This window comes from Cohnella candidum (genome assembly GCF_003713065.1).
GTDB lineage: Bacteria > Bacillota > Bacilli > Paenibacillales > Paenibacillaceae > Cohnella > Cohnella candidum.
This window is the reverse complement of record NZ_CP033433.1, coordinates 3,819,234-3,837,862: the sequence shown is the minus strand read 5'-3', so window position 1 is coordinate 3,837,862 and position 18,629 is coordinate 3,819,234. Positions and strand designations below refer to the sequence as shown.

The 18,629-nt window shown below is 56.3% G+C and carries 15 protein-coding genes; all 15 read left to right on the top strand.

Annotated elements, in window-relative coordinates; genetic code table 11:
- Nucleotides 1-82 precede the first annotated feature (82 nt).
- The 15 genes from EAV92_RS17450 (at nt 83) to EAV92_RS17380 (ending at nt 18,345) form a co-directional block, all read left to right on the top strand.
- On the top strand, nt 83-820 hold the full coding sequence (locus EAV92_RS17450) for a M23 family metallopeptidase (RefSeq protein ID WP_123042270.1): 738 nt from the start codon (nt 83-85) through the stop codon (nt 818-820).
- 214 nt (nt 821-1,034) lie between these two features.
- Nucleotides 1,035-2,153 (top strand): HD-GYP domain-containing protein, encoded by a 1,119-nt coding sequence (locus EAV92_RS17445; RefSeq protein ID WP_164472826.1) that lies wholly within the window; start codon nt 1,035-1,037, stop codon nt 2,151-2,153.
- Between the two features lie 203 nt (nt 2,154-2,356).
- A complete protein-coding gene (spoIIID, locus tag EAV92_RS17440) occupies nt 2,357-2,644 on the top strand; it encodes a sporulation transcriptional regulator SpoIIID (protein WP_094047597.1) in 288 nt (95 codons plus the stop codon).
- Nucleotides 2,645-2,772: 128 nt separating this feature from the next.
- Complete coding sequence (gene mreB / locus EAV92_RS17435) at nt 2,773-3,771, top strand: rod shape-determining protein MreB (RefSeq protein ID WP_123042268.1); 999 nt, start codon at nt 2,773-2,775, stop codon at nt 3,769-3,771.
- A 23-nt stretch (nt 3,772-3,794) separates the two neighbouring features.
- Entirely contained in the window at nt 3,795-4,661 is an 867-nt protein-coding gene (locus EAV92_RS17430; RefSeq protein WP_123042267.1) for a flagellar hook-basal body protein, read from the top strand.
- 36 nt (nt 4,662-4,697) lie between these two features.
- Complete coding sequence (locus tag EAV92_RS17425; RefSeq protein WP_123042266.1) at nt 4,698-5,513, top strand: flagellar hook-basal body protein; 816 nt, start codon at nt 4,698-4,700, stop codon at nt 5,511-5,513.
- A 42-nt stretch (nt 5,514-5,555) separates the two neighbouring features.
- On the top strand, nt 5,556-5,786 hold the full coding sequence (locus EAV92_RS17420; RefSeq protein WP_241158305.1) for a DNA-directed RNA polymerase subunit beta: 231 nt from the start codon (nt 5,556-5,558) through the stop codon (nt 5,784-5,786).
- Nucleotides 5,787-5,905: 119 nt separating this feature from the next.
- A complete protein-coding gene (locus tag EAV92_RS17415; RefSeq protein ID WP_123042265.1) occupies nt 5,906-6,430 on the top strand; it encodes a CDP-alcohol phosphatidyltransferase family protein in 525 nt (174 codons plus the stop codon).
- A gap of 172 nt (nt 6,431-6,602) precedes the next feature.
- Entirely contained in the window at nt 6,603-7,040 is a 438-nt protein-coding gene (fabZ, locus tag EAV92_RS17410; RefSeq protein WP_420888786.1) for a 3-hydroxyacyl-ACP dehydratase FabZ, read from the top strand.
- Between the two features lie 79 nt (nt 7,041-7,119).
- Nucleotides 7,120-8,820: a phospho-sugar mutase gene (locus EAV92_RS17405; RefSeq protein WP_420888829.1), complete on the top strand. Its 1,701-nt coding sequence runs from the start codon at nt 7,120-7,122 to the stop codon at nt 8,818-8,820.
- 42 nt (nt 8,821-8,862) lie between these two features.
- Nucleotides 8,863-10,995, top strand: a complete 2,133-nt coding sequence (locus EAV92_RS17400; RefSeq protein WP_420888785.1) for a DUF5693 family protein — start codon at nt 8,863-8,865, stop codon at nt 10,993-10,995.
- Nucleotides 10,995-12,113 carry a polysaccharide pyruvyl transferase CsaB gene (csaB, locus tag EAV92_RS17395; RefSeq protein ID WP_123042263.1) on the top strand — a complete coding sequence of 373 codons (1,119 nt, stop codon included), beginning with the start codon at nt 10,995-10,997 and terminating at the stop codon, nt 12,111-12,113. Before EAV92_RS17400 ends, csaB begins: the two co-directional genes overlap by 1 nt.
- Nucleotides 12,114-12,206: 93 nt before the next feature.
- Nucleotides 12,207-12,908, top strand: a complete 702-nt coding sequence (locus tag EAV92_RS17390) for a WecB/TagA/CpsF family glycosyltransferase (RefSeq protein WP_123043789.1) — start codon at nt 12,207-12,209, stop codon at nt 12,906-12,908.
- A 146-nt stretch (nt 12,909-13,054) separates the two neighbouring features.
- Nucleotides 13,055-14,179, top strand: a complete 1,125-nt coding sequence (locus EAV92_RS17385; RefSeq protein ID WP_123043788.1) for a glycosyltransferase family 4 protein — start codon at nt 13,055-13,057, stop codon at nt 14,177-14,179.
- Nucleotides 14,180-14,394: 215 nt separating this feature from the next.
- Nucleotides 14,395-18,345, top strand: a complete 3,951-nt coding sequence (locus EAV92_RS17380; protein WP_123042262.1) for an S-layer homology domain-containing protein — start codon at nt 14,395-14,397, stop codon at nt 18,343-18,345.
- Nucleotides 18,346-18,629 lie beyond the last annotated feature (284 nt).

The window sequence follows — 18,629 nt, the reverse complement described above, 5'->3', positions numbered from 1 at the left end:
CTATAAAAATGTCAATCTTGCAATCCGTTCAGGTATAAAAGCCCGTCACCTGGTAAGAATGGCTTACTGAGGTGATGGAAAAATGAATAACGAAGGCAACAAAACGACTCGCAAGATCGACGAATCTACCAAGTCGATCGCAGGATCGGTGTCGGCCAGACCTTCCGGATGGAAGAAGCTGCTCTCCAAACGCTGGGTATTCCCGGCAGCTTACATGGCCGCGGCGGCAATTATCGTAACGATCCTCTGGCTAAACGCAGGAGGCCAGGGGAAAGAGACGGACCAGTCGGTTCCGGGGCAAGCCAGCGCAGACGTTGGCGTCAAGGAAGACGGCTCGAGTCCGGCAGCGGCTCCGGCCGCGGCAAACGGGGAAACGCTCCGTTGGCCGGTGGACAAAATGGCGTCGTTCAAAACGGCCATGTCCTTCTATGATGCCTCGGCATCGGATGAGGAACGGCAAGCCGCCATGGTGGAGCACGACAACACGTTCACTCCGCACACGGCCATCGACCTGGCGCGCACCGACGCTAAGGAATTCGACGTACTGGCCGCTCTCAGCGGCAAAGTAACGGTAGCCGAGCAAACGCCGGCGAACGGTTACGAAGTGCACATCCAGCACGGCAACGGACTTGAAACCGTCTACCAAAGCTTGAAAGACGTGAAAGTCGAAGTCGGTCAAGAAGTCGAACAAGGCGACGTCATCGCCAAAGCCGGCCAAAGCACGCTGGAAGCCGACGAAGGCGTCCATGTCCACTTCGAAGTATTGAGCAACGGTCTGTCGGTGAACCCGAACAGCTTGATCAAAGCCGAGAATAAGTAACCGAAAAAACCGGGATGATCCTCGATTTGAGGTCATCCCGGTTTTCCTAATTTTGATTAAAAAGTCAATTGGACTATCGACATAGATTCGGGGGTGTGACATAATTTACTAGTGGGTAAATAAGACTAGTAGATTTAGGTGGGTTTGTCGATTCCTGCCCATTTCATGTTTTACGGAAAGGTCGCTGTGAATTGATATGAGAGAAGTACCGGTCATGAACCTGGTGAGCGGCGACGTGCTTGCCAAACCTATCTATTCCCGCAACGGTGTCATTCTTCTCGACGCAGGCACCGTGCTGACTGAAGGCTATATTCAACGGTTGAGAGGTTTGAATATCGACCGCGTTTCTTTGCGTTTGTCGCGTGGAGCCCTCTGGACGGATTCCGCGGTTCAGCAAAACTTCGAACTATCCCAAGCGGACTGGGCGCTGCCCGATATCGGGAGAATGAAGGAAGACGAGAAAAGCCGCAAAGAGGCCGTTCAAGCCGCGCTCGATTTTACCGATACGATGCGGGGCATTGAGCGTATTGCGCTTCCCGTACCTCAGGATAAATTCAGGAATCAATTCAAGTCGATGATCGGTGAAATCGTATCCAAAAGAGAGCTCGCGGAAGAGCTCGGCGTCATGCTGCAGACCGATCCGCTGCTGTTCCAGCAGGCGCTGCAAGTGACCATGTGCGCAAACGTGATCGGGACCGCCAGGAAGTACGATTCCGACGAGATGTATAATCTCACCCTTGGCTCCCTGTTCTCCGATATCGGCATGACGCGTTTGCCGACGGACCTGACCAAAGTCACGAGAGAGCTGACGGATTCCGAGCGGCTGAAAGTACGGGGCCACACGACCGAAGGTTACCGCATCCTCAGCAAAATGAAGGACGTGCCCCTCGAGTCTGCCAAAGTGGCGCTCCAGCACCACGAACGGTACCGCGGCGAAGGCTATCCTTTCGGACTCAAACGGGAAGAGATTTCCGAATTCGCCCAAATCGTCGGCATCGCGGATGTGTACAACGCGCTGGTCTCCTCCCGCCATCATCGTAAAGCATACGCGGTGGAGGAAGCGACGGAGTACCTGTTCGCGGCAGGCAATTACGAGTTCGATCTCTCGCTGATCCAGACCTATTTGCGGCATTTGACGATTTATCCCGTTTCGACCCACGTGCTGATGAACAGCGGACAACATGCGTTCGTCGTGGAAACGGCCAATCGTCCCGTGCTAAGGCCGGTGGTGCAGGTTTATAGAGAAGCGGACGGTTCGACGATCGCCTCTCCTTACCTGGTCGATCTGGAGCAGCACCCTTATCTGGCGATTCTGAAGCGGCTCGGAGACTAACCCATTTACAGTTTAATCCATTCCAATGAACAAATACTGAACAAGAAGGCGGATGCCCGGTCATCCGTCTTTTCTTATGCCCTCAAGTCCCATTATGGGGATTAAAACCTGCGACCAAAGACGCACATGCCCTCCGGAACAAAGAATAAGTGACCGCGCCCCTCATATAATGTACCAATCTATTTCAGCAGGGAGGCGGGAGCGTGCACGACTACATCAAAGAACGCACCATCAAGATCGGCCGGTGCATTGTGGAAACGCGGAATACGGTGCGTACGATTGCCAAAGAATTCGGCGTCTCCAAAAGCACGGTGCATAAAGACCTGACCGAACGCTTGCCGGAAATCAACCCGGACTTGGCGGACCAGGTCAAGCACATTTTGGAGTACCACAAATCGATCCGGCACCTGAGGGGAGGAGAAGCAACCAAGATTAAATACAAGAAAACGACGGTCAAAAAACGGGAAGTCATGACGGCCGGCAAAGCATAATTCCGCCTAAAGATCGACAAACAAAAGAAGGAAAACGTAAAATCGCGTCGAATAACGTACCATTACGACTTTTTTATCCTACAGCTGTCGAAATTTATCCATTCCAATACGTTAAGGAGCCAAGGCTCATGTTCAGCAAAGACATCGGAATCGATCTCGGCACGGCGAACGTGTCCATTCATGTGAAAGGAAGGGGCGTAGTCCTCGACGAGCCTTCGGTTGTCGCCATTGAGAGCGACACGAGGAGGGTACTGGCCGTCGGCGACGACGCCAGGAGAATGGTCGGCCGGACGCCGGGCAACATCGTGGCGATCCGTCCGCTGAGAGACGGTGTCATCGCGGACTTCGAAGTCACGGACATGATGCTGAAGGCTTTCATCCAACGCGTGGGGGGCCGCAACTGGTACAGCCGTCCCCGGATTCTGATCTGCGCGCCGAGCAACATTACTTCGGTCGAGCAGAAAGCGATCCGGGAAGCCGCCGAAAGAAGCGGAGCCAAAGAGGTCTTCATGGAAGAAGAACCGAAGGCGGCGGCGATCGGCGCGGGCATGGACATCTTCCAGCCCAGCGGCAATATGGTGGTCGATATAGGCGGAGGCACGACGGATGTGGCCGTCCTTTCCATGGGCGACGTCGTTACCGCCTCTTCTCTTAAAGTCGCGGGGGACAAGTTCGACGCGGCGATCATGAAATACATAAAGAACAAATACAAGCTGCTGATCGGGGAACGCACCAGCGAGGACATCAAGATCAAGATCGGAACGGTGTACCACACCGGCCGCCGGGAAGAAATGGACATCCGCGGCCGCGACATGGTGACGGGGCTTCCCCAAACGATCACGATCCATTCCGACGAAATTCGCGACGCGCTGTGGGAGCCGGTGTCGGCCATCGTCTCCTCGGCGAAGTCGGTGCTCGAGCGCACGCCTCCGGAATTGTCCGCGGACATCATCGACCGCGGCGTCATCCTGACCGGCGGCGGCGCGCTGCTGGACGGGCTCGACGCCCTGCTCGCGGACGAGCTCAAGGTCCCGGTGTTGATCGCGGAAGATCCGATGCACTGCGTCGTGAAAGGGACCGGCATCATGCTGGACCATCTGGACAAAATGACGCGCAAGCTAGGCTAAACCATTTTGGGAGGACAAGCGTCATGCTAAGAGGACTTTATACGGCCGCTTCCGGAATGATTGCCCAGCAGCGGCGTCACGATACGGTAACGAACAACATCGCGAACCTGAACACGCCTGGCTACAAGGCAATGAACTCGATGACCCGCGCGTTTCCTGACATGCTGATTTCCGCCATGGGCGGCGACAACGTGCAGAACGGGCCGATCGGCAAGCTGACGACCGGCGTTTTCGCCGAGGAGAACCGGTTATCGTTCGGACAAGGAGATCTGAACGAAACGTTCCGGCCGCAGGATTTGGCGCTCGTTTCCGATATCCAGGTGAACGGCGCGGTTTTTGACGCATCGGGCAAATACGTGGACCCGAACGGGAATGTCACCTTTCAGCCGCAGGCTTTCTTCACGGTGCAGAGCCCGGACGGGGAACGTCAATATACGAGGGACGGCAGCTTCAAGACGGCGCCGGACGGCACGCTGCTCACCGCGGACGGAGCGCCGGTGCTTGGCGCGAACGGGCAGCCGATCGTGGTGACCGGCACGTGGGAAGACATCGCCGTGACGAGCGACGGCTTCCTGGTCAACAAGACGACGAGCCAGCGGCTGCCCGGCAACCCGCAGTTGATGCTGACGCTGGTCAATGATCCGAACCAACTGTTACGGCAAGGCAACGGCCGTTTCCAATACGCCGGCGATCCCGCCGGACTGCGGCAAGTCGCCGCGGGCGACCGCGTGCAGGTGCGCCAAGGCTACTTGGAAAGATCGAACGTGGACTCGGCGCAATCGATGGTGGACGTCATGTCCGCTCTCCGCGCGTACGAATCGAACCAGAAGGTCATCCAATTTTACGACAGCAGCCTGCAGAAGGCCGTCAACGAAGTCGGCCGCGTCTAAGCCGCCATCGCACACAGGTAAAGGGGGAATCGCCGCGTGAACAACTCCATGATTTCCGCATCGGCCTCGATGGGCTCTCTCCAAAGAAAGCTCGACATGCTCGCGGATAACATCGCCAATATCAACACCGTCGGTTACAAGCGCAAAACGTCGGTGTTCGAGGATTTGCTCACCAGCTTGCAGCCGCATGAGCCGGCGTTCTCGCTGTCCGGCCGCGCGACGCCTGCCGGCTTTACCCAGGGCTGGGGCGTCCGCTTGTCGTCCATGCAGCTGGATATGACGCAAGGAACGCTGCAATCGACGGGCAACCCGAACGACGTCGCGATCGAAGGCAACGCGTTGTTCGAGGTCGTCACGCCGGACGGTACTCCCGCATATACCCGTCACGGTGCCTTCCAGTTGAACCCGCTGCCCGGCGGTGATCGGCAGCTCGTGACGGACGCCGGCTTGCCGGTCGTGGACGAAACCGGCGGCAGCATCATCGTTCCGGAAGGACGCAACCTGACGATCCAGGCCGACGGCACGATGCTGGCGGTCGGACAAGCCGGAACCGATCCGATCAATCTCGGCAAGATTCGGCTGATGGAGGTCGTGAATCCGGAACTGCTTCGGTCCATCGGAGATAACCTTTATGGAGTCGATGCCGGCACCAACGCCGCCGACGTCGTTCAGCAGCTGGCGGTTCTGCCGGAAGGGACGGCGGTAAGACAAGGCTTCACGGAAGCCTCGAACGTCAATTTGACGGACGAGATGACCGAAGTGATGTCGGTGCAGCGGGCCTACCAGTTGAACGCGCGGGCATTGTCATCCGCCGAGCAAATGATGAGCATGGCGAATAATCTCCGGGGATGATACGATAGAGGAGATGAGTTTCGCAAAGGAGTCGAAAGCTTCATGACCGCATCTCCCCGTCCGACGGTTTCCGGCGGCCGATCCGCCGGCCGAATGATCGGGCGCATCCTATGGATCACTTTCAAAATGTTGATTATCCCCATATTGTGCGTGTTGGCTCTGATTCTGGGAGCGGCGGTCGGTTACGCCGTTCTGGGAGGAAAGCCGGTATCGGAAGTGTTCCAAGTGGACACTTGGAAGCATATGTACGATCTCGTATTTGCGGAGGGCTAAACGCGTGCCCGCGCTCCGCAAGCGGATTCTAGGCTCCCCGACTCGGTCGGGGAGTTTTCATTTATTGAGGTGAGCGTTATAATGGGCGAGGGGAAGTTGCGGAGAGGGGAGCGGCTGGGATGAACGTACCGAATACGATTACGATGTCCCGGTTCGTTTTGATTCCTCTGTTTTTGATTTTATATTTGAACGGCGATTCGGTCGCGGCGCTCATTACGGTGCTGCTGGCGGGGGCGACGGATATCCTGGACGGTTACATAGCGCGCCGCAGCGGACAAATCACGATAACCGGCATCATGCTCGATCCGTTGGCGGACAAGCTGATGATGCTCGCGGTCGTCTCCGCGCTGCTCCTCGGAGGCAAAATCCCTTGGGCGGCCGTGGCGGTCATGGGGTTCCGGGAAATCGGGATGATCGCAAGCTCGGCGTTTTTCCATTTCCGGGGGATGAAAACGGTGCCCGCCAACTGGCTCGGCAAAGCGACGACCGTCGTGTACTACGGCGCGATCATGCTGCTTCTGCTCGATCAACCCGGCGGACTCCCCATTTTGTGGACGGGCATCATCCTGTCTTTCCTGACGTCCGCGATTTATTTCCTGAAATTCCGGCATTTGAACCAGTCCGACATTTCGGGCCGGGCATGACCGACCTACAAAAGAGCCCGCGGCCGCGCCCACTCTGCCGAGGCGCGGATGCGAGCTCTCTTATATCAACCTTCGCGACTGCAGTTCGACGAAGGGGACAACCCTATTATGGGCGAACCGAATGCCGTCTATGCGGCGGCAACCATTTCCTGCCATGGAGGAGATCAAGAGCATGCTCGACATCAACCAAATCCAAGAAATCATTCCGCACCGTCCGCCGTTTCTGCTCGTAGACCGCATTTTGGAGGTCGAACCGGGCAAACGCGCCGTCGGCTTGAAAAACGTGACGATGAATGAGCCGTTTTTCGTCGGGCATTTTCCGGGATATCCGGTCATGCCGGGCGTGCTGATCGTCGAAGCGCTCGCGCAAGTCGGCACCGTCGCGATGCTCGCCTTGGAGGAGAACCGCGGCAAACTCGGCTTTTTCGCCGGCATCGACGAATTCCGTTTCCGGGGCCAAGTGAAGCCGGGCGACACGCTTATTTTGGAGTTGGAAGTCACTCGCCTGAAGGGTCCGATCGGCAAAGGCCGGGCAACGGCCAAAGTCGGCGACACTGTCGTGGCTGAAGGTGAGCTCATGTTCGCGTTATCCGATCCGTCGAAGGGGTAATGTACATCAGGGTCGTACGAATGTACGGACTCATCATAGAGATAATGTATAGCCGGAAAGGGAGAGGTGCGAGTAAATGATGAAATCGCCGCAGGAACTGTACGAAGCTTGGCTCGGGGATCCGGGCATCGACGAGGCCACGAAGGAGGAGCTCCGGTCGATCGCCGGCAAGGACGCCGAGATTGAGGACCGCTTCTACCGGGATCTCGAATTCGGAACCGGAGGCTTGCGCGGCGTGATGGGCGCGGGGACGAACCGGATGAACCGATACGTGATCGGTAAAGCGACTCAAGGCTTCGCGGAGTACCTGTTGAAACAAGGGCCTTCGCCGTCCGTGGTGATCGCCCACGATTCCCGCCACAATTCGGACGTGTTCTCGCTGGAGGCGGCATGCGTGCTTGCGGCTAACGGGATCAAGACCTACCTGTTCCGTTCGCTCCGCCCGACGCCGCAGTTGTCCTTCTCGGTCCGGCATCTGGGCGCCGCGGGAGGCATCGTCATCACGGCGAGTCACAACCCGCCCGAATACAACGGGTACAAGGTCTATGCCGCCGACGGCTGCCAGCTCGTGCCGCATCAGGCCGAGCAAGTGATCGAGAGCATCCGCGGAGTCGCTTCTTTCGACGCCGTGAAACGGCTCAGTCAAGCGGAAGCCGAGGCCAAAGGGCTTCTCGTATGGCTCGGGGACGAGGACGACCAGGCATTCGTGGACGCCGTAAAGGCACAGGTCGTTCAGCCGGAGATGCTTCGCCGCGGCGCGGGAGACGCCCTGTCGGTCGTTTATACGCCGCTTCATGGCGCCGGCAATTTGCCCGTTCGCCAAGTACTCGAACAAGCCGGCTTCGGCAACGTTCACGTCGTATGGGAGCAAGAGCAGCCGAACGGCGCATTCCCGACGGTGAAATCCCCGAACCCGGAAGAGCATGATGCGTTCAAGCTGGCGATCGAGCTGGCCGACCAAGTGGGCGCCGATATCATCATCGGTACCGACCCGGACTGCGACCGCATGGGCTCCGTCGTGAAGAACGACGCAGGCGAATACGTCGTGCTGACCGGCAACCAGGCCGGCGCGATCATGGTCCATTATTTGCTATCGAATCTGAAAGAGCAGGGCAAACTACCGAAGAACGGCACCGTCATCAAAACGATCGTCACCAGCCAGATGGGCGCGGACATCGCTCAATCCTTCGGCTGCAAAGTGATCGATACGCTCACGGGCTTCAAATACATCGGCGAGCAAATGACGAAGTTCGAAGGCTCGGACGAGAACGTCTTCCTCTTCGGTTACGAGGAAAGCTACGGCTACCTCACGGGCACGTATGCGAGGGATAAGGACGCGGTCGTCGCTTCTTTGCTGATCAGCGAGGCGGCCGCCTATTACAAGTCTCTCGGCAAAACCTTGTACGACGTGCTTCTCGAGCTGTACCGCCAGTACGGCACCTATCTGGAGAAGCTGGAATCGCGCACTTTGAAAGGAAAAGACGGGCTGGAGAAAATCGGCGCGATCATGAACGATTGGCGCTCGAACCCGCCGGCCGAAGTCGCGGGCGTGAAAGTCGAACGCGTGCTCGACTACGCGGGGGGATTAGACGGCCTGCCGCCCGAAAACGTGCTGAAATTCCTGCTCGCCGACGGCTCTTGGTTCTGCCTGCGGCCTTCCGGCACGGAACCGAAAATCAAGCTGTATTTCGCGGTTCGGGGGGACGACCTGGATGCGGCGAACGCATCGCTGGGGCGTCTCGTCTCGAGCGTGATGGAGCGCGTGGACGCACTGGCGTAAACACGGATAATGAATGCCGAATAGAGGATACGGGCGGCAGCAATGCCGCCCCCTTTTGTGGCCCTGCGAGGGGCTGCGCGGCTCGACATACAGACGAATCGACTTGCAGAACATGAAGGAGTGACGGTTGTGCCTCAGTGGTTGAACAGATTGAATCGCAAAATGGCAGGATGGCTGTGGTGGGTGGTGCTGGTCGGCGTGATCGCGTCGCTGCCCGTCATGTACGCCAGGTCCCAGACGGAAGCTTCCGCGAACGAGACGGCTCTCGTCATCGACTATCGGGACTTGCTTCAAATCGGAGCGGGCAAGCCCGATCCCGATGCTTTCGTGAAGCATGAGCTGACCGAGCTCAAGCAAGCCGGCGTGAACGGCGCCGTCGTGTACGAGAGCACGCTGGAAGAACTGGGCTGGGCGGGCGAGATCGCGGTATACAGCGCCGCGGACGCCGCAGCGCTGCAAGGCCGCGTTCCTGTCCGAGGGGACAACCGCACTTATGTTCTGTTTTTGAACCCGGAAGACCAAACGGTAATCAAAGGTCTCATTCAGGACAGCTTCCCCCGTCATGGCGCCGACGTGACCGACTGGTCCGTCGACGGGCACAATGGCGTGGCTATCGACATGGCAAAAGATGACGCGATGCTTCGTCCGATGCAACCGAATCCTCTGGATATTAAGGTTTTGAGGGATGCAGGGCTATGGGTCGTTCCGCGGCTGTCGGACAAGTTCGAGCCGTTCGATCCGGAAGTGATGAACGGCTGGCTGAAGTCTTTCAAGGCGGCCGGCATCGACCGCATTACGTTCGACGGCGACGCGGTGCCGGGATTCAGTCTGGAATCCCCGGGGCCGGGCAAACCGGACGGCATCCAGCAGTTTGCCTACATGCTCCAAGACAACGGAATCGGCATCGCTTCCTTCGAGAATTTGAAAACTCCGGTTCGCGGGCTGACCAAGCTCGCGAAGCTGATCGACTATAACGTGATCCGCGCTCACTCCGTTACCGACCAGGAGATGGCGACGATCAAGACGGATGCGCTGCAAGACCGCATCCTGCTCGCGGTAAAAGACCGCAACATCCGCATGGTATTCCTGAACGCGGTGCCTTCCCGCGACGGCGTGAAGGGCAAAGTGACGAACCCGCTCGACACGATCAAGGACGCGCTGCAGGGAGCGGAAGGCTCCTCCCAGAAGGGTGCGGTGGACAGGCTCAAGGATTTCGGCTTCACGTTCGGCACGCCGAAGGCATTCACGGTGCATCACGCGCCGGCGGAATCCGCGCTGCGCGGCCTGGCGATGCTCGGCGCGATCGCGCTCGTGGCCATCGTCATCGGCATGTTCATCCCGTGGCTGCTGTCGATCGCGTTCGTGCTCGGATTGGTCGGCGGCGCCGGTCTGTACGTGCTGAAGCAGACGCTGATGGTGCAAACGCTGGCCCTGTTCGTGGCGATCGCGGCTCCGACGGCGGCGGTCATCCTGCTCGTGCGGAGGCTGCGCGCGCAGCGGTCGGAAGAGCTCGGCGCCGGAAGGCGGCTGGGCAGTGCGGTACTGCTGTACATCCGCACTGCGCTGCTGTCGATGGCGGCGATTCCGATGGTCGTGGCTCTGCTCAACCATATTTCTTATAATCTCGTGCTTCAGCAGTTCCGCGGCGTCAGCCTGCTCCATGCGGCGCCGATCGGCCTGGTCGCGCTGTACGTGTTCCTGTACGGCCCCGGCGATACGGTATTCGGCAACGCGCGGAAAATTCTCGTGACGCCGATCACCGTGCTTTGGATTGTCGTGCTCGGCGTATTGGGAGCCGCGGGCATGTATTACATGTCCCGCACGGGCAACGCGGGAACCGCGTCCGGCATCGAGCTGACGTTCCGCTCGCTGCTCGAGAACACGTTCGGAGTCCGTCCGAGGACGAAGGAGTTCCTGATCGGGCATCCGATCCTGCTGCTCGGCATTTTCCTGACGCTGCGTTACCGGTTTGCCGCTTGCCTGCTCGTGCTCGGCACGGTTGCCCAGCTGTCGATGGTCGATACGTTCGCGCATATCCATACCCCGCTCGTTCTTTCGATCTCGCGCATTCTGTTGGGCCTTGGCCTCGGCTTGCCGATCGGACTGATCCTGATCGCGGTTTGGCAGATTGCCGAGCGGCTCTGGAAGCGGGTTGAATTTCAGGGGGCGAAGTAATGCGTCTCGTCATTTCGGGCTATTACGGGTTTCGGAACAGCGGCGACGAGGCGGTGCTCAAGAGCATCCTGACCGCGCTTGAGCATGCCGGACAGGAGCGTAGCGTACGCGTCGAGCCGATCGTGCTGTCTGCGGATCCGGAGTGGACAAGTAAGCAGTACGGCGTAGAGGCTGTGCCGCGCATGAAGCTGGCGGAAGTGAGGGCGGCTTTGCGCGCGAGCGACGGGCTGATCAGCGGAGGCGGCAGCCTGCTGCAGGACGCGACGGGGCTCGGGTCGATTCCGTATTACTTGGGAATCATGGAACTGGCGCGGTGGAGCGGGAAGCCCACCTTCGTGTATGCGCAAGGCATCGGCCCGGTGAACCGGGCGATGTTCCGTTGGCCGATCGCTCGGGCGTTCCGCAAGGCCGCGTACGTGTCGGTGCGCGACGAGGAGTCGGCGGCGCTGCTGCGCCGCTTCGGCGTCCCCGAGGCACGCATTGAGGTGGTGCCGGACCCGGTCATGGGCTTGCCTTTGCCGGGGGAGGCGGGGGTTGGCTTTGCGCAGGCAGATGCGAGTGCGCGTATGGATGTGGACGGGCCGGCCGTGGTCGGCGTGTCCGTCCGGTTTTGGCGCGGCGACCGCGCGGACTTGGACCGCGCGGTCGCCGCGCTTGGAGCGCTGGCCGGACGGCGGAGCGTCCGGCTGCGCTTCTTGCCGTTCCATCACGGCCCGGACGAGGATGCGTCCCGGTACGTGATGGAACGGCTCGCGAGCGCGGGCGTCGCCAGCGAGCTTGCGCCGGCGCACGAGGAGCCGCAGGCGATGCTGCGCGAGGTGAGCCGTTGCCGGCTGCTGTTCGGCATGCGGCTGCACTCGCTCATCTACGCCGCGAACCGCGAGGTGCCGCTGCTCGGGCTTTCGTACGATCCGAAAATCGACCAGTTTCTCGCCCGTTTGGGGCAGAAGGCGGTCGGAAGCACGGACGCGCTGGACCCCGAGATTTTCGCGGACCAAGCCGCCCGAATGCTCGATCGGCCGGAGGAATGGCTCGCGTCGACGCGTCCCGCGATCGAACGGTTAAAACTGGAAGCTGTCCGTCCGGCGCAACAAATCGTGGCATTCGCGCGTATTTAACATAGTGAGCGAGGAGAGTGTCGCGTTTTGAGTTCCGCTACGAACGAACGAGCCTACCCGACGGTGTCGCTGTACGGCGTCTCGTTTTCGAAAATGAATATGGAAGAAACGGTCCGATATCTGGTGGACGCGGTGGAAAACCGCCGTTCGCACCGAATCGTGACCGGCAACCCGATCATGCTGATGGCCGGATTCGAGGACCGAGAGTTTCAGCGGGCCTTGAAGACCGCCGATCTCGTCGTACCTGACGGAGCCGGCGTCGTCTGGGCGGCCCGGCACGTGGGAGAACCCGTGAAGGAGCGCGTGACCGGTTTCGATTTGATGCACGAGCTGCTTCGCGAAGGCGACCTGCGGGGATGGAAGGTTTACCTGCTGGGAACGACCGAAGAAATCATTTCGACGGCACACGCGAATTTGCAGAAACTGTATCCGGGCGTCCGTTTCGTGGGCTATCGCGACGGTTATTTTACCGATAAAGAGGACGGCGCGGTGGTCGCCGCCATCCGGGAAGCCGCGCCGGACCTGCTATTCGTAGCCCGTTCGATGTCGACCCAAGAGGCATGGCTGGCCAAGTATCAGAGCACGCTGCAGGTACCCGTGATGATGGGCGTGGGAGGAAGTTTCGACGTCATCGCCGGCAAGCTGAAGCGCGCGCCGAAGCTTTTTCAGAAAATGCGGCTGGAATGGTTTTACCGTTTATTACAGGAACCTTCCCGTTATAGGAGAATGTTGGTATTGCCGAAATTCGCCCTCAAAGTGATGAGGGACGGAGATAAGGTCCTCAAACAGGGCTAAAACGTTTGTGAAAATTCATGAAAATGGCGGAAATGAACCAATATGCCGGAAAACGACGAGAAAATCGCCTTGTTGAATTCCGGGCGCCGGGTTTATAATTCTACTCGGTGCTTATAAAAGGGGAGTTAAAGATGCCAACAGGCTATATGATCGGAATCGGAATTTCCGGCTTCATCGCGGCGCTCGCGCTGGCACTCATGCTTACACCGCTCGTTAAGAAGTTCGCGTTCCGCGTCGGCGCCGTCGACGTCCCGAACGCCCGGAAGGTCCATTCGCGCATCATGCCGCGTTTGGGTGGTCTCGCCATTTACGCTTCATTCACGCTCGTCGTTCTGCTGCTGATGTTGATCATCCCGGACAACCTGATGATGGCCAGCAACCGCAACCTGATCGGCGCCCTCCTGACCGGAGGCACGGTGATCATCCTGCTGGGCGCGCTCGACGACCGTTTCGATTTGAACGCCAAGTTGAAATTTCTCGTACAGATCGGGGCCGCGTGCATCGTTGTTTTCGGCTTCGATATTAAAATGAATATCGTAAACATTCCGTTCGGATCCGCCATGCAGCCGCTGGGCGAGTGGATCGGCATTCCGCTGACGATTTTCTGGATCGTCGGGGTTACGAACGCGATCAACCTGATCGACGGCCTGGACGGGCTGGCTGCCGGCGTATCCGCCATCGCTATCGCCAGCATCATGGGCATGGGCGTCATCATGGGCAACGGTACCGTCGTGCTCTTGTCCGTCGTGCTGCTCGGCAGCATTCTCGGTTTCTTGTATTTCAACTTCCATCCCGCGAAAATTTTCATGGGCGACTCGGGCGCGCTGTTCCTTGGATTCAGCCTGGCGATGCTGTCCATGCTCGGATTTAAGCAGATCACCGTGATCTCCTTCGTGACGCCGCTGCTCATCATCGGCGTGCCGCTGTCCGATACGTTCTTCGCGATCGTACGCCGCTGGGTGAACAAGAAGCCGCTGATGAAGGCCGATAAAGGCCATCTTCATCACTGCTTGCAGCAGCTGGGCTTCAGCCACCGCAAGACCGTTTTGATGATCTACGGAATCGCGGCATTCTTCGGCGCCTGCGCCGTGCTGCAATCCGCGCTGACGAAGACGGGCTTCGGCAACTGGGTGACGTTCATCGTTATCTGCGTGCTGGTGTTCCTGCTCCAGATCGGCGCCGAGTTGATCGGCATCGTCGACAAGTCGCGCCGTCCGGTGATCAATTTGCTGGCCCGCTTGAAGCCGCAAACGGAGAGCCGTTCGAAGTAACATTTTAGAGTGAATTGTGTATACAAAATGGAGCCCTCGAGAGCCGCAACTCTCGGGGGCTTTTTGCTGTCTAAGAGACTTGTAGGAAGAAAGTTCCACTCCTCTATGGCGTCGAAATAGGACCAATCGAACTAAACTGAGAGGAGCGAAGTGCCGATACATAATAGTAATCCGCAAAACTAGGCAAACACTTCCTCTGAAGGAGAGATTAACCGATGCAACGAATGAAGCGAGCGATGGCGTGGTTGATGATGGGGCTGCTCATCTTGTCCCTGCTCCCGCCTGGGCTGGCTAAACAAGCGCATGCCGCTGGCGCGACCGCCACTTATTTTATTCCCGATATCGTTGAATTCGGCAACACTTCCAAATTGAGCACAACGGACAATAGCGATCCTACTCTTTTCTTGAGCCGCGACACCGTCTATACGACGACAAGTCCTACCTTTACGGTCACAGGTACATTCACAAGCGTGAGCAAAGACTCCCTGAAGGTGAAGATCGAGCAATTGATCCCGAAAGGCGATTCCTCTGGCACGACGAGATGGGATGTGGACTCTACTAGGACTACGGCCGGAACGGTATTGGCCGATACGGGGTCAACAAACCGCTTCACGGCCAATAATCTCACCTTGTTCAGCGGAATGAACAAAATTACGTTTACCGGACTTACCGGAAGCGTCGAGCGTTCGGATACGTTCTATATCCTATATGACCGTGTACCCTACCTGCAAAGCTTGAAAGTAAACGGCGGGGGGACTTCAACCGTGCTGAGCGAAGGCTCTCCGGCGGTTGTTGAGAGCACCAGCGTAACGCTCCAAGGTGTTGCCAAGAACATTAACAGCATGTCCGTTGCCATTAACGGGGGTAAAGCGATTATCGGTTCCGTCATGGACGATGGCACCTTTTATTCACCGTCCCTTGCACTGCAGCCGGGCTTGAACGATTTGACGATTACGATCAAGAGCTTATCCGATTCGGTTGTCATTAACCGATCCATTTACGCTTTCAACAAAACACAACCCTTCACGAGCATGAAGCTGATCGTTGGCGGCACCGATGAGACTGAGTTGATGAACAACAGTAACCCAATCGTGACTTCAGGGTATGCTGGCCTTGGCAACCAAGCCCTTCTGCAGTTCACCCTGCTTGTTCCTTATGATGCCAATATTCCATTTGAAGGAAATGCTGATTACTACATCAATGATTCGTCTTCGAAGACGACGATCGCCTTCACTCCTACGGATAGCGAGACGATTATTCCAGGTAATGATGGGATCACCCCGCAATATCGGTTGATCACTTTTACGACCGACTATTTTACTTTTAAGCCCAACAGCGATAACACGGCGGATTTGAAGAACCAAACCTTTAATCTCGTTGTCGGGTATAAGGGCACCTCCATGACCTACTCGGGTAAGTTCACTTTTCTCCCAGGGGAAACCTTGATCGAGAAAATGTACTACCTGCCGAATTATGATGAGACCGGTACAGACTTCGACAATATCACCAAGATGCCGCTTGATGGTGCGGAAGTCAGTGACCAGGATTTCTGGGTCCTGGTGAAAACGGCACCTGGGGCGGGTTCTCCGGATTTGAACGGTGTTTATTTGCCTTTAGGAAACACTGCTTTGGTCATCGACAATGGCAGCATTATGGCAGATGACGCCAAAGGTTACTATGCATATAAAATCACAGGCTTCAACAGCGGCCAGCAGAAAGTCAGATTTACGTTGGGTACGTCACAAGCAGGTTACTCGGCGAGTATCAACTACTCTACGCAAGACTACATCTACGTGGCGGATATTTATGATGGCATGACCAAGTATTTCGATTCGCGAGAAGATAATAAAATTACGGTATCCGGGGAGTACATCGGGTTTAAGAACTATACTTCTTCCGAATATTTCGTGAACGGCGTAACGCCTGCCGACCCTGTTTTGGGCGTAGATAGTACCAATCGAAAGTTCAATTTGGAATTAACGGTTGGTGCAGATGACAGCCCATTATCTTTCGGGGAAAATCGAATCGTTTTTGTTGGAAAAACCACAGTGAATGGCATTGTAAGGGAGATCCGCAAGGAAATCCGAATCTACATTATCGACACGAACGTCTCAAGGATCGATAAATTCCAGCCGACTGTTGCGCCGGCTCTGGACTCCGATCGGCAGGCGCTGCCGGATTCCACCGTTAAGGATCCGCCTTACACGCAAGACATCATGGATCGGATTTTCCCAGTGTCTCCGGAGTTCCTTTTCAAGGACAGCAAATACACGACAAGCCAATTGAAATACGATTTGGTTATCAAAGGTGGCGGAGCCACCACTGTAAATTTGAAATTCGGTTCCGATACCATCTTCACCAAACAGCTTGCGGATCCATCTTCGTCTGAGTTAATTGAAGATGGCAGCGACGGTTTGTCGGGCAATTTCGGCAGCTTGAAATACGACTTCGCCGGTGATCAGGATAACTTTATCCTGCGGATTAAGAATATCGACTTTACCGTCCCTGGGTCCCATGTATACAACCTGGAATTGATCAACTCAACAGGAGCCCGTACGAATCAGCGGCTCGAAATCGTGCGCGAAGTATCAGCTTATCGGATCTTATCTCCACAACCGACTGTAGGAAACGATATCGTCGTGAACAAGAACTTCGTTCGCTTTGATATTGAAGCGGAAGGCGCTACGGACGTCTTGATCAACGGAGTATCATCTACCAAACGCCAGGACGTGAACAACCGATTCGTTTACGATTTTGTAGGGCTGAAGCCGGATAAGCTGACATCGATTAAGATTCAGATCGTCAGACCGCAGGGCAGCATTAACGACAAGATCAATGTGTACTACACTTCAGCTATTCAGGTCGACTCGCAGTACATGCAGGCTATGGCAACAAAGCTTAGCGTCTTCAATAAGACGGTTGAGCTCTCATTCCCCAAAGGGACAGTACTGAAGTCCGCACAGCCGAATTCAGCTGGAGTCTACAAGTTTTATACCGACAACAAATTGCTGTTCGGTATTGCGGACCCGAAAGACGGAGTCGTTGACCGACGCAACGATTACGGAAACATTATTAACCGCGATGCGGATGGAAGGTCCAATTCAGGAGCGACAACGATTACGATTCCGGACATCAACGTACAGCGTTTTAACTCCACCGAGACGACCGGCAAATTCACGCGCGTCTCACAAATTTATTGGATTAACGGAGGCTGGGGAGAAGAAGGGGATAAAACCTCTCCTCTGTATAAGCCTGCGATTAACGGACAGGCGCCCTACTTTATCGAAGGAAATACGGTGCGCGCTTTCGCTGATCCATCCGATCCGATACCGGAAGAGCGTAAAATTATACCTTCTAACAGGGGTACGCTGAAATTATCCTTCAATGAAAATGTTGTTGACGAGGTCTCATATACGATATCGGCGTTCCGCTTTACGGACAAAGGCGTATGGGAGAACGTCGGTGGCGAAGTGGATATGAAAAAACATACGGTGACCGTACCATTTGATGAGTTTGGTTACTACATGGTAGGCAAACTGAAGTCCGGGTACAGCGATATTACGAACCACCCGTGGGCGCGCAATATCCTTAATGGTCTTTATTCGAAGGGCATCATGACGAATCTGCGTTTCGACGAATTCGGAGCTGACGATCAGACAACACGCGGTGAGTTCGCGACATTGCTCGTAAAAGGCCTGAACATTAAACTCAACTATGACGATAATCAGTCTTTCACGGATGTTGTCCCCGGGGCCAAATCCGCAACATGGGATTATGAGCACATCGAGACGGCGGCTAGAGCGGGTATCGTCAGCGGATTATCCGAGGGTTCGTTTGGCCCAGACATCAAGGTTACCCGTGAGGATGCAGCTGTCATGATCGCCAGAGCACTTAAACTCAAACTCGCTGTCAACGATTCCAAGCTAGAGGCTGCACTCGCTAAAGCGTTTGTGGATTCGGCCAGTGCTCAGATTTATGCGAGACCATCTATCTTGGCGGTAACCAAAGCGGGTGTTATGAGCGGTACGCCTGTAACCATCCCGGGACAGAAAAAACCAATGTACAACTTTAATCCGAAGTCAAACCTGACTCGAGCTGAAGCTGGTGCGATCACGGTTAAGCTTCTGCAGAAATTCACCAAGATTTTCCCGAAAAACTTCAGCTAACACCTAAAAGGAGCCGGCCCATGGATATCACGGGTCGGCTCCTTAATTCTGCACTTCCTTGGCGCAAAAGGAAAAAGTTAAGCGATGACGAAAATCAAGGTCCAAGTTATACTAAAGAAGCAAAAACGCCATACATATTAAACGGTGCATGAGGCTTACGAAACATTTTCGTAAAAAATAATCGAATCAATTTTCGTTTCGCCGCAACTTTTATCCGTCTGGTGCGTTTAACAACATGTATCAAATGAGCGGGGCGCCTGCCTCGCAATCTACGACTCTCGTAA